Source organism: Streptococcus intermedius SK54 = ATCC 27335, from assembly GCF_000413475.1.
In the GTDB taxonomy this organism is placed as follows: Bacteria; Bacillota; Bacilli; order Lactobacillales; family Streptococcaceae; genus Streptococcus; species Streptococcus intermedius.
In genome coordinates this window covers 1-13,106 of sequence record NZ_ATFK01000006.1, presented here as the reverse complement: position 1 = coordinate 13,106, position 13,106 = coordinate 1, and the positions used below count along the sequence as shown (strand labels likewise).

Here is a 13,106-nt window from a genome sequence, read left to right as displayed (position 1 = left end):
AGATGCTAGAACAAAACATTAAGAAAGTTTTGGTTTCACATGATGAGATCGTAACAGCAGCTCAAAAGCTAGGGGCTCAATTAACTGGTGATTATGCAGGAAAAAATCCTATTTTTGTTGGAATTCTTAAGGGTTCTGTTCCATTTATGGCAGAATTGATAAAGCATGTTGATACTCATATTGAAATGGATTTTATGTTAGTATCAAGTTATCATGGTGGAACTTCTAGTAGTGGTGTTATCCATATTATAAAAGATATTGATCAAGATGTTGCTGGACGTCATATTCTTTTTGTTGAAGATATTATTGATACAGGGAAAACGTTGAAGAGTCTTTGTGAACTATTTAAAGAAAAAAAAGCTGCGTCTGTTAAAATTGCCACACTTTTAGATAAACCCGAGGGCCGAAAAGTTGATATTGAAGCGGATTATACATGTTTTACGATTCCAAATGAATTTGTAGTGGGTTATGGTTTGGATTTTGATGAAAATTATCGGAATCTCCCATATGTGGGTGTTTTAAAAGAAGAAGTTTATACAAAATAAAAAGGTATATTGATAGATAAATGAAAAATAAACAAAATAATGGTTTTATAAAAAATCCTTTCCTATACATTTTAATCATTGTCGTTGTTATTACAGGTTTTCAGTATTTTTCAGCTGGAAGTTCTGTGGGTCGCAGCCAACAAATTAACTATACCGAACTAGTTAAACAAATTAAAAATGGCAATGTAAAGGATATTAGCTATCAACCAAATGGTAGTGTTATTGAAGTTACAGGTACATATAGGAAAGCCAAGAAAGTAAAAGATAATACAGGGATTCAGTTTTTTACGCCTTCTTCTACATCTGTAAGTCGCTTTACTAGTGTTATTCTACCTTCAGATTTAACAGTAGCTGAATTGCAAAAATTAGCATCAGCTAAAGGAACTGAAATTACCATTAAACGTGAAAGTTCAAGTGGTGTTTGGATTCAAGTTCTGACAACTCTTGTTCCATTTGCAATTTTTGCTTTCTTCTTGTTTTCTATGATGAATCAAGGTGGAGGCGGTGGAGCGCGCGGAGCTATGAGTTTTGGACGTAATAAAGCTCGTGCGACAAATAAAGAAGATATAAAAGTGCGCTTTTCTGATGTTGCAGGTGCAGAAGAAGAAAAACAAGAACTAGTTGAAGTTGTTGAATTTTTAAAAGATCCTAAACGTTATACAAAACTGGGAGCTCGTATACCAGCTGGTGTCCTTCTTGAGGGCCCTCCTGGAACTGGTAAAACCCTTCTTGCTAAAGCTGTAGCTGGTGAAGCAGGTGTTCCATTTTTTAGTATCTCAGGTTCCGATTTTGTTGAAATGTTTGTTGGTGTTGGTGCTAGCCGCGTTCGCTCACTTTTTGAAGATGCCAAAAAGGCAGCCCCAGCTATTATTTTTATTGATGAAATCGATGCTGTCGGTCGCCAACGTGGTGTTGGTCTTGGTGGAGGTAATGATGAACGTGAACAAACTCTTAACCAACTCTTGATTGAGATGGATGGTTTTGAGGGGAATGAAGGGATTATCGTCATAGCTGCTACTAACCGAAGTGACGTTTTGGATCCAGCTCTTTTGCGTCCTGGTCGTTTTGATCGTAAAGTTCTTGTTGGTCAACCAGATGTAAAAGGCCGCGAAGCGATTCTTCGTGTTCATGCTAGGAATAAACCCCTTGCTGAAGATGTAGATTTAAAACTGGTTGCTCAACAAACTCCTGGTTTTGTTGGTGCTGACTTGGAAAATGTCTTAAATGAAGCGGCTCTTGTTGCAGCACGTCGGAATAAAAAAGTTATTGATGCTTCTGATATTGATGAAGCAGAGGACCGAGTTATCGCAGGACCGTCCAAAAAAGATAAGACAGTTTCACAACGTGATCGTCAAATTGTTGCTTATCATGAAGCAGGACATACAATTGTTGGACTTGTTTTATCAAATGCACGTGTTGTGCATAAGGTAACTATTGTACCTCGTGGTCGTGCAGGTGGATATATGATTGCTCTCCCAAAAGAAGATCAAACTCTTTTATCTAAAGAAGATATGAAGGAACAACTTGCAGGATTGATGGGAGGACGTGTTGCTGAGGAAATTATTTTCAATGTCCAAACTACAGGTGCTTCAAATGACTTTGAACAAGCTACACAGATGGCGCGTGCTATGGTAACAGAGTATGGTATGAGTGAAAAACTTGGCCCAGTTCAATATGAAGGAAACCATGCGATGTTTGGTGCTGCAAGTACACAAAAATCAATTTCCGAGCAGACTGCATATGAAATTGATGAAGAAGTTCGTAATTTGCTTAATGAAGCGCGTAACAAAGCAGCTGAAATTATCCAATCAAATCGTGATAAACATAAGGTAATTGCAGAAGCTCTTCTTAAGTATGAAACACTTGATAGTCATCAAATTAAATCGTTATATGAAACGGGCGAAATGCCTGAGGAGCCAAATACAAGCTCTTCACATGCTTTGAGCTATGATGAGGTGAAGTCACAAATGGAAGAGCAAAAATCAGAATAAGTGGTACAAACTTTATTACTTTTTTGATTCAAAATCAGAGTCGATATTTGTTTCTATTTCTTATCTTTATAGAATAGTTAGTGCAATTGAATACTATACTGCCAAGTTTTAAGCAGCATATTTAGTAAATCACTGTGGATTAGTTATTTCTTTAATCGTAAATGATTTTGGAAATACTCTATCCACAGTTTTTTTGTGTTAATTGATAATGAGTTTGATACATATAAATATTTTACCTTGAAATTCTTAATATTTTTCATGAGAAAATATTAAACCGTTACTTATTTACCCCTTTATTCATCAAAATATTTATTAAATTATTTTCATGTTGTATAAGATAAAGACAAAGAAAACATATTCATATTTTACTCTTAAACGCTTTTCAGACCTTAATAGTGAATTGTTTAGGTATGGTAGCAAGAAAAAAATTGAAGAGTATAACATGTTATATTAGACGGTTTAAGAAACATCAGATTACTTGGTAAATCCTAATACTAAATATTGAGATATTATTTTTCCTTAGCTTCATCAAGTTGTTTTCAAAGATTTTGATGATATCTATGTGTTGCTAAAATTTTTCTTTGCTTAATAGAATTGAATAGAAATGTTAAACATACTCAATTTAGCTATTATCATCCTCAATAGTTGTGATGGTTGTGACACAGCAACTTTCTTTTAATGCGTATAGAAAGTACTTTCACAAAAATTTTAATATTAAAATATATTAAAAGTAAAATCTATTCTATACCAATCCCTATATAACTTTAAGTGTTTGTTGTATAATAAGGGAAAAATCATATGAGAGAGGAGGGATTTTCTTACTGATCGGTTTAAAAACAGAACAGTAAATAATTGAAGGGGAGAGAAGTTTTTAATCAGTTTCTTAATTTCTTTTTGTTTGTATTTTAATCTGAAGAATTAAAAATTTTCGATAAAAAAGAAAGCGCTTTATTTTTTGGTTTGAAAGGAGAAAAAATGAATTGGTCTTTTTTCGATTGGAAAAAACAAGATAAAATTCGTAAATTAGTGGTTGGGGCAACTTTCATAGTAATAGGAATAGCTATTTTTTTAGCTTTGTCAGGCTTGAAACAGGTAAATACAGTGCTTGCGAATACTAAAAAAGTTGAATCAGGGATAAATAATTCTATAGCAGATTTGCTAAAAGAAACTAATGTTATTCCACGTGATTACTATGCTAGACAATTGGAAAATGTTCAGACGATCTTTGAAAAAGAGAATGTTGTAACAAATGATTCAAATAATCAGAGAATTGACCTTTCAGGGGAATTAGATAAATTAAAACAGCTTCAAACTGCAACAATTCATATAGAATTTAAAGCAGATGCTAATGCGCCACGATTTTATAATCTTTTTTCCGTATCTAGTGATAAGGTTAAGAATGAATATTTTACAATGGCAGTTTACAATAATACTGCTATCGTAGAGGGTCGAGATAAAGATGGAAAACAATTCTACAATAGTTATAATGATGCACCCTTAAAAATTAAATCAGGTCAGTGGAATTCTGTCACTTTTACAGTTGATGGACCAAATTCGGATCATCCAAATGGACAAGTTAGGCTCTATGTCAATGGTGTTCTATCTCGAACAAGTAAATTATCAGGACGTTTTATCAAAGATATGCCAGATGTTAATCATGTTCAGATTGGTAAGACTAACAGAGCGGGAAGTATGATGTGGGGTTCCAATTTGCATGTTAGAAATCTCACGGTTTATAATCGTGCTTTGACGTCAGAAGAAGTTCAAAAACGTAGTCAACTTTTTAAGCGATCAGATCTTGAGAAAAGGCTACCCGAGGGAGCTCTTTTAACTGAAAAGACAGATGTCTTTAAAAGCGGATATAACAATCAACCCAATAGTGAAGGCATCAATAGTTATCGTATTCCTGCCCTTCTCAGAACGGATAAAGGCACTTTGATAGCTGGTGCTGATCAAAGACGGTTACACCACGCTGACTATGGCGATATTGGTATGGTAGTGCGTCGTAGTGAGGATAATGGAAAAACTTGGGGGGATAAGAAGGTCTTGTCCAATCTAAGGGACAATCCTGATGCAAAGGATCCTGTTGCACCATCTCCTCTCAATATTGACATGACTCTAGTTCAAGATCCAACGACGAAGAGAATCTTCGCAATTTATGATATGTTCCCAGAGGGGAAGGGCATTTTTGGAATGCCTAAAATTAATGAAAAAGCTTATGAACAGGTAGGGGATAAGACTTATCAAATCTTGTATAAACAAGGAGAATTTGGGCATTATACTATTCGTGAGAATGGCGAAGTTTATGATGCTAATAATCAGAAAACAGACTATCGTGTTGTAGTCAATCCTACAAAAGCAGATTATAGAGATAAAGGAGATATTTACAAAGGTCAGGAATTGGTTGGAAATATTTATTTTGCCCAGAGTAAGAAAAATCCATTTAGAATAGCTTATACAAGTTATCTGTGGATGTCCTACAGTGATGATGATGGAAAAACGTGGTCTGCACCAAGAGATATTACATCAGGGGTTCGTAAGGACTGGATGAAATTCCTTGGAACAGGTCCTGGAACAGGCATTGTGCTGCGTACAGGAAAGCACAAGGGGCGTATCTTGATACCAGTTTATACGACCAATAACGTATCACATTTGAATGGTTCTCAATCTTCTCGTTTGATTTATTCAGATGACCATGGGGAAACTTGGCATGCTGGCGAAGCAATTAATGACAATCGTCAAGTAGGAGGTCAGAAGATACATTCTTCTACCATGAATAATAGGAATGCTCAAAATACAGAATCAACAGTTGTTCAACTGAATAATGGAGATATCAAACTCTTTATGCGCGGCTTGATGGGAGATCTTCAGGTTGCTACAAGTAAAGATGGTGGTGCAACTTGGGAAAAGGAAATTAAACGCTATCCTCAGGTTAAAGATGTCTATGTTCAAATGTCTGCCATTCATACCATGCATGATGGCATAGAATATGTTGTCCTCAGTAATGCAGGTGGACCAGAACGTACGAATGGCTTGGTGCACTTGGCGCGTGTTGAAAAAAATGGTGAGTTGACTTGGTTGAAACACAATTTGATTCAAAAAGGAGAATTCGCTTATAACTCTCTTCAAGACCTAGGAAACGGAGAGTATGGATTATTTTATGAACATCGTGAGAATGGGCAAAATCCCTATACTTTATCTTATAAGAAATTTAACTGGGATTTTTTGAGTAAAGATTTAATTTCTCCTAAAGAAGTCAAAGTGAAAAAAGCTGTGGATAGGGGAAAAGGAGTTGTTGGCTTGGAGTTTGATTCAGAAGTTTTAGTCAATCAGGCACCAACTCTCAAATTGACTAATGGGAAAATAGCAACTTTCATAACCCAGTACGACAGCAAAACTTTGCTATTTAAGGTTGATAAGGGAGCTATTGGTCAAAAAATCACTGGTTTAGCATCAGGAAGTATTGAAAGTATACACAACCTCCCTGTGAATCTGACAGGTGCTAGCATTCCTGGAGGAGTAAACGGCGGTAAAGGAACTGTAAATGAAGTACCAGAATACAAAGAGAAAAAATCTACTAAAAAACCTGCTACAGAGAAAAAGCAGGCTAATAAAGTCTTGACAAATCATCATAACCTTCCATCTACAGGTAGCACAACTAATGTGTCAATACTGTTTTTAGGTATTGCAACGATAATCTTAGGATTGTTGACAATGATAAATAAAAGAAAACAGTAAAACTAGCTTCTAATTATAGTCTTTTTGGTTTGCTTTGAGGTTGTCGTTAGAGACTGATAAAGTCAGAAACAAGTATAGGTGCTAAAATATCCAGAATAAATAAGTAGATATCAGACAATATATTGAGAAGATCAGTTTGATCTTCTCAATTAATACGGGTTCGTTCATCTCTAATCGGCCCCTATTTATCCCAGAAGTGTATCTTCTAGTCCTAAGGTTGTCAGAAAGCCCCAAATAGAAGTCAGAAGAGGGCGAAGTAGTTTTTTCTGTTTCTCTACATGATATCCTAAAGATGTAAATCTAAGGAAGGAGAAGAGGATATGGATTTCAAGGAGTTATATGAGAAAGTAAGGGGAATTGTGCTGAAGTGTCGGCGGGAATATTATGTCCATCTGTGGGAGCTAAGCGATTGGGATCAAGAAGGGATGATAGTCTTGTATGAGTTGGTAAGTCGCCACCCCTATTTGGTAGAGGAAGAAGCCCATCTCTATGTCTACTATAAGACAAAGTTTCGGAATCACATAAAGGATATTCTGCGCAAACAAGAAAGTCAAAAGCGCAAACTGGATCGCCAAGTGTATGAAGAGGTAAGTGAGATTGGGCACAAGTTAAGTCTGAAAGGTCTGTATCTAGACGAGTTGGTAATACTCCGCGATCAATTAAAGTCCTATCAAAAGCAACTGAGTCCCGCCAAGCAAGAGCAGTATGAGCGGTTACTGGCAGATGAAAGGTTCAAAGGCCGCCAAGCGATGCTTCGAGAGTTACGAACCTACTTAAAAGACTATGAGATGTAGCGTAATCAAGGGAAATATCAGAGCGTTAGAAAAAAAGATGAAAAAAGGTATTGACAAGAAGAGTAGTAGGTGATATACTAAGATAGTTGTCGCTTGAATGGCGATAAAGACCTTTGAAAACTGAACAAGACGAACCAATGTGCAGGCGACTGTTGAGAGACAGTCAGTCAAACATAAGCAAATAAATCTGTCAGTGACAGAAATGAGTGAAGACTCAAACTATAAATGAGAGTTTGATCCTGGCTCAGGACGAACGCTGGCGGCGTGCCTAATACATGCAAGTAGAACGCACAGGATGCACCGTAGTTTACTACACCGTATTCTGTGAGTTGCGAACGGGTGAGTAACGCGTAGGTAACCTGCCTGGTAGCGGGGGATAACTATTGGAAACGATAGCTAATACCGCATAAGAACATTTACTGCATGGTAGATGTTTAAAAGGTGCAAATGCATCACTACCAGATGGACCTGCGTTGTATTAGCTAGTAGGTGAGGTAACGGCTCACCTAGGCGACGATACATAGCCGACCTGAGAGGGTGATCGGCCACACTGGGACTGAGACACGGCCCAGACTCCTACGGGAGGCAGCAGTAGGGAATCTTCGGCAATGGGGGGAACCCTGACCGAGCAACGCCGCGTGAGTGAAGAAGGTTTTCGGATCGTAAAGCTCTGTTGTTAAGGAAGAACGAGTGTGAGAATGGAAAGTTCATACTGTGACGGTACTTAACCAGAAAGGGACGGCTAACTACGTGCCAGCAGCCGCGGTAATACGTAGGTCCCGAGCGTTGTCCGGATTTATTGGGCGTAAAGCGAGCGCAGGCGGTTAGATAAGTCTGAAGTTAAAGGCAGTGGCTCAACCATTGTAGGCTTTGGAAACTGTTTAACTTGAGTGCAGAAGGGGAGAGTGGAATTCCATGTGTAGCGGTGAAATGCGTAGATATATGGAGGAACACCGGTGGCGAAAGCGGCTCTCTGGTCTGTAACTGACGCTGAGGCTCGAAAGCGTGGGGAGCGAACAGGATTAGATACCCTGGTAGTCCACGCCGTAAACGATGAGTGCTAGGTGTTAGGTCCTTTCCGGGACTTAGTGCCGCAGCTAACGCATTAAGCACTCCGCCTGGGGAGTACGACCGCAAGGTTGAAACTCAAAGGAATTGACGGGGGCCCGCACAAGCGGTGGAGCATGTGGTTTAATTCGAAGCAACGCGAAGAACCTTACCAGGTCTTGACATCCCGATGCCCGCTCTAGAGATAGAGCTTTACTTCGGTACATCGGTGACAGGTGGTGCATGGTTGTCGTCAGCTCGTGTCGTGAGATGTTGGGTTAAGTCCCGCAACGAGCGCAACCCTTATTGTTAGTTGCCATCATTCAGTTGGGCACTCTAGCGAGACTGCCGGTAATAAACCGGAGGAAGGTGGGGATGACGTCAAATCATCATGCCCCTTATGACCTGGGCTACACACGTGCTACAATGGCTGGTACAACGAGTCGCAAGCCGGTGACGGCAAGCTAATCTCTGAAAGCCAGTCTCAGTTCGGATTGTAGGCTGCAACTCGCCTACATGAAGTCGGAATCGCTAGTAATCGCGGATCAGCACGCCGCGGTGAATACGTTCCCGGGCCTTGTACACACCGCCCGTCACACCACGAGAGTTTGTAACACCCGAAGTCGGTGAGGTAACCGTAAGGAGCCAGCCGCCTAAGGTGGGATAGATGATTGGGGTGAAGTCGTAACAAGGTAGCCGTATCGGAAGGTGCGGCTGGATCACCTCCTTTCTAAGGAAAATACGGAAGACATTGAGTTCGTTTTGTTTAGTTTTGAGAGGTCTTGTGGGGCCTTAGCTCAGCTGGGAGAGCGCCTGCTTTGCACGCAGGAGGTCAGCGGTTCGATCCCGCTAGGCTCCATTAGGATATGGAATTCACCTTTAGTTGATGATATCCTAAAGTAGCACATTGAAAATTGAATAACGATATCAAATAGTAACAAGAAAATAAACCGAAAACGCTGTGAATATTAATGAGTTTATGACTGAAAGGTCAAAATAAGGTTAAGTTAGTAAGGGCGCACGGTGGATGCCTTGGCACTAGGAGCCGAAGAAGGACGTGACAAACGACGAAATGCCTTGGGGAGCTGTAAGTAAGCGTTGATCCAGGGATGTCCGAATGGGGGAACCCAGCAGGTTGATGCCTGTTACCCATTTCTGTTAAGGGAATGAGGAGGAAGACGCAGTGAACTGAAACATCTAAGTAGCTGCAGGAAGAGAAAGCAAAAGCGATTGCCTGAGTAGCGGCGAGCGAAAGGGCAGAAGGGCAAACCGAAGAGTTTACTCTTCGGGGTTGTAGGACTGCAATGTGGACTCAGAATTTATAGAAGAATGATTTGGGAAAATCAGCCAAAGAGAGTAAGAGCCTCGTATTTAAAATAGATTCTGTACCTAGCAGTATCCTGAGTACGGCGGGACACGAGGAATCCCGTCGGAATCTGGGAGGACCATCTCCTAACCCTAAATACTCCCTAGTGACCGATAGTGAACCAGTACCGTGAGGGAAAGGTGAAAAGCACCCCGGGAGGGGAGTGAAAGAGAACCTGAAACCGTGTGCCTACAACAAGTTCGAGCCCGTTAATGGGTGAGAGCGTGCCTTTTGTAGAATGAACCGGCGAGTTACGATATGATGCGAGGTTAAGTTGAAGAGACGGAGCCGTAGGGAAACCGAGTCTGAATAGGGCGTTTTAGTATCATGTTGTAGACCCGAAACCATGTGACCTACCCATGAGCAGGTTGAAGGTGAGGTAAAACTCACTGGAGGACCGCACCAGGGCACGTTGAAAAGTGCTTGGATGACTTGTGGGTAGCGGAGAAATTCCAAACGAACTTGGAGATAGCTGGTTCTCTCCGAAATAGCTTTAGGGCTAGCGTCGACAGAAAGATTCTTGGAGGTAGAGCACTGTTTGGGTGAGGGGTCCATCCCGGATTACCAATCTCAGATAAACTCCGAATGCCAATGAATTATGGTCGGCAGTCAGACTGCGAGTGCTAAGATCCGTAGTCGAAAGGGAAACAGCCCAGACCACCAGCTAAGGTCCCAAAATAATTGTTAAGTGGAAAAGGATGTGGGGTTGCACAGACAACTAGGATGTTAGCTTAGAAGCAGCTATTCATTCAAAGAGTGCGTAATAGCTCACTAGTCGAGTGACCCTGCGCCGAAAATGTACCGGGGCTAAAACAATTTACCGAAGCTGTGGATACCTTTATAGGTATGGTAGGAGAGCGTTCTATGTGTGGAGAAGGTGTACCGCAAGGAGCACTGGAACGCATAGAAGTGAGAATGCCGGTATGAGTAGCGCAAGACAGGTGAGAATCCTGTCCACCGTAAGACTAAGGTTTCCAGGGGAAGGCTCGTCCGCCCTGGGTTAGTCGGGACCTAAGGAGAGACCGAAAGGTGTATCCGATGGCCAACAGGTAGAGATTCCTGTACTAGAGTATAGAGTGAAGGAGGGACGCAGAAGGCTAACTCAAGCGTGCGAATGGAAGAGCACGTCTAAGCAGTAAGGTGTGATATGAGTCAAATGCTTATATCTCTAACATTGAGCTGTGATGGGGAGCGAAGTTTAGTAGCGAAGTGAGTGATGTCACCCTGCCAAGAAAAGCTTCTAGCGATAATTTATACTCTACCCGTACCGCAAACCGACACAGGTAGTCGAGGCGAGTAGCCTCAGGTGAGCGAGAGAACTCTCGTTAAGGAACTCGGCAAAATGACCCCGTAACTTCGGGAGAAGGGGTGCTGATTTAGGTCAGCCGCAGTGAATAGGCCCAAGCAACTGTTTATCAAAAACACAGCTCTCTGCTAAATCGTAAGATGATGTATAGGGGGTGACGCCTGCCCGGTGCTGGAAGGTTAAGAGGAGTGCTTAGCGTAAGCGAAGGTATGAATTGAAGCCCCAGTAAACGGCGGCCGTAACTATAACGGTCCTAAGGTAGCGAAATTCCTTGTCGGGTAAGTTCCGACCCGCACGAAAGGCGTAATGATTTGGGCACTGTCTCAACGAGAGACTCGGTGAAATTTTAGTACCTGTGAAGATGCAGGTTACCCGCGACAGGACGGAAAGACCCCATGGAGCTTTACTGCAGTTTGATATTGAGTGTCTGTGCCACATGTACAGGATAGGTAGGAGCCAATGAGATCGGGACGCCAGTTTCGATGGAGGCGATGTTGGGATACTACCCTTGTGTTATGGCCACTCTAACCCGGTAGGTTTATCATCTACGGAGACAGTGTCTGACGGGCAGTTTGACTGGGGCGGTCGCCTCCTAAAGAGTAACGGAGGCGCCCAAAGGTTCCCTCAGATTGGTTGGAAATCAATCGCAGAGTGTAAAGGTATAAGGGAGCTTGACTGCGAGAGCTACAACTCGAGCAGGGACGAAAGTCGGGCTTAGTGATCCGGTGGTACCGTATGGAAGGGCCATCGCTCAACGGATAAAAGCTACCCTGGGGATAACAGGCTTATCTCCCCCAAGAGTTCACATCGACGGGGAGGTTTGGCACCTCGATGTCGGCTCGTCGCATCCTGGGGCTGTAGTCGGTCCCAAGGGTTGGGCTGTTCGCCCATTAAAGCGGCACGCGAGCTGGGTTCAGAACGTCGTGAGACAGTTCGGTCCCTATCCGTCGCGGGCGAAGGAAATTTGAGAGGATCTGCTCCTAGTACGAGAGGACCAGAGTGGACTTACCGCTGGTGTACCAGTTGTTCTGCCAAGAGCATCGCTGGGTAGCTATGTAGGGAAGGGATAAACGCTGAAAGCATCTAAGTGTGAAACCCACCTCAAGATGAGATTTCCCATGATTTTATATCAGTAAGAGCCCTGAGAGAAGATCAGGTAGATAGGTTAGGAGTGGAAGTTGTGTGAGCAATGGAGCGGACTAATACTAATAGCTCGAGGACTTATCCAAAAAGAAGTAATGAAGGCGAAACCAGTAAGGGTTGAGCTTGAGTACGATTTCATTGAGAATCAGCGTAGAAGGGATGATCTTGAGAAGATTTGAGAAGTTATTCAATTTTGAGTGTGTTACATACTCAGCAGTTAAGTGACGATAGCCTAGGAGATACACCTGTACCCATGCCGAACACAGTAGTTAAGCCCTAGAACGCCGGAAGTAGTTGGGGGTTGCCCCCTGTCAGATATGGTAGTCGCTTAGCAGGATAGGAAGTTAAAAGACTTTCTTTTTTGGAGTTTAACTCAGTTGAAATGGAGAGGGTATTATCATTTCAATCAGTGGATAGAGAAACAATGTTTCTTACTGCTAGCTGAGTTAATCTCACATTGGGAGTTTAGCTCAGCTGGGAGAGCATCTGCCTTACAAGCAGAGGGTCAGCGGTTCGATCCCGTTAACTCCCATTTCTTAAGCGGAAAAGCTTAATAGGTCCCGTAGTGTAGCGGTTATCACGTCGCCCTGTCACGGCGAAGATCGCGGGTTCGATTCCCGTCGGGACCGTTTTAGTGTATAGAAATACATTAGAGCGACTCGTTAGCTCAGTTGGTAGAGCATTTGACTTTTAATCAAAGGGTCACTGGTTCGAGCCCAGTACGGGTCATAGTCACAAGCGGGTGTGGCGGAATTGGCAGACGCACCAGATTTAGGATCTGGCGCTTAACGGCGTGGGGGTTCAAGTCCCTTCACCCGCATAGAAGATAAGCCGGCTTAGCTCAGTTGGTAGAGCATCTGATTTGTAATCAGAGGGTCGCGTGTTCAAGTCATGTAGCCGGCATTAGAAGGAAAGAAGTGAATGCGAACGTAGTTCAGTGGTAGAACATCACCTTGCCAAGGTGGGGGTCGCGGGTTCGAACCCCGTCGTTCGCTTGAGGAAGCCGGGGTGGCGGAACTGGCAGACGCACAGGACTTAAAATCCTGCGATTGGAAACAATCGTACCGGTTCGATTCCGGTCCTCGGCATAGGAATAGAGAGCACCCTTAGCTCAACTGGATAGAGTACCTGACTACGAATCAGGCGGTTAGAGGTTCGACTCCTCTAGGGTGCATA

At 42.2% G+C, this 13,106-nt stretch carries 4 protein-coding genes, 9 tRNA genes and 3 rRNA genes; all 16 read left to right on the top strand.

Annotated features, from left to right (window positions below; genetic code table 11):
* Positions 1 to 2 precede the first annotated feature (2 nt).
* Positions 3 to 545 (top strand): hypoxanthine phosphoribosyltransferase, encoded by a 543-nt coding sequence (gene hpt / locus HMPREF1654_RS07930; RefSeq protein WP_003075523.1) that lies wholly within the window; start codon positions 3 to 5, stop codon positions 543 to 545.
* A gap of 20 nt (positions 546 to 565) precedes the next feature.
* Complete coding sequence (gene ftsH / locus HMPREF1654_RS07925; protein WP_003075525.1) at positions 566 to 2,536, top strand: ATP-dependent zinc metalloprotease FtsH; 1,971 nt, start codon at positions 566 to 568, stop codon at positions 2,534 to 2,536.
* Positions 2,537 to 3,511: 975 nt separating this feature from the next.
* Positions 3,512 to 6,274, top strand: a complete 2,763-nt coding sequence (locus tag HMPREF1654_RS07920; RefSeq protein ID WP_003075594.1) for a sialidase domain-containing protein — start codon at positions 3,512 to 3,514, stop codon at positions 6,272 to 6,274.
* A 320-nt stretch (positions 6,275 to 6,594) separates the two neighbouring features.
* The gene (locus tag HMPREF1654_RS07915; RefSeq protein ID WP_014829546.1) at positions 6,595 to 7,068 is read left to right on the top strand and encodes a transcriptional regulator; all 474 of its coding nucleotides are present in this window, start codon (positions 6,595 to 6,597) and stop codon (positions 7,066 to 7,068) included.
* A 221-nt stretch (positions 7,069 to 7,289) separates the two neighbouring features.
* Positions 7,290 to 8,845: ribosomal RNA gene (locus tag HMPREF1654_RS07910) — 16S ribosomal RNA — on the top strand.
* Positions 8,846 to 8,901: 56 nt separating this feature from the next.
* Positions 8,902 to 8,974, top strand: a tRNA-Ala gene (locus HMPREF1654_RS07905).
* A gap of 141 nt (positions 8,975 to 9,115) precedes the next feature.
* Positions 9,116 to 12,016: ribosomal RNA gene (locus tag HMPREF1654_RS07900) — 23S ribosomal RNA — on the top strand.
* A 131-nt stretch (positions 12,017 to 12,147) separates the two neighbouring features.
* Positions 12,148 to 12,263, top strand: a 5S ribosomal RNA gene (gene rrf, locus HMPREF1654_RS07895).
* Together the 16S, 23S and 5S rRNA genes with 9 tRNA genes alongside form the textbook arrangement of a ribosomal RNA operon.
* A gap of 126 nt (positions 12,264 to 12,389) precedes the next feature.
* A tRNA-Val gene (locus tag HMPREF1654_RS07890) sits at positions 12,390 to 12,462 on the top strand.
* A 24-nt stretch (positions 12,463 to 12,486) separates the two neighbouring features.
* Positions 12,487 to 12,559: transfer RNA gene (locus HMPREF1654_RS07885), tRNA-Asp, on the top strand.
* Between the two features lie 27 nt (positions 12,560 to 12,586).
* A tRNA-Lys gene (locus HMPREF1654_RS07880) sits at positions 12,587 to 12,659 on the top strand.
* A 9-nt stretch (positions 12,660 to 12,668) separates the two neighbouring features.
* A tRNA-Leu gene (locus HMPREF1654_RS07875) sits at positions 12,669 to 12,750 on the top strand.
* 10 nt (positions 12,751 to 12,760) lie between these two features.
* Positions 12,761 to 12,833 (top strand) — tRNA-Thr (locus HMPREF1654_RS07870).
* A 20-nt stretch (positions 12,834 to 12,853) separates the two neighbouring features.
* A tRNA-Gly gene (locus HMPREF1654_RS07865) sits at positions 12,854 to 12,925 on the top strand.
* A gap of 7 nt (positions 12,926 to 12,932) precedes the next feature.
* Positions 12,933 to 13,018: transfer RNA gene (locus tag HMPREF1654_RS07860), tRNA-Leu, on the top strand.
* Between the two features lie 12 nt (positions 13,019 to 13,030).
* Positions 13,031 to 13,104: transfer RNA gene (locus tag HMPREF1654_RS07855), tRNA-Arg, on the top strand.
* Positions 13,105 to 13,106: the final 2 nt, after the last annotated feature.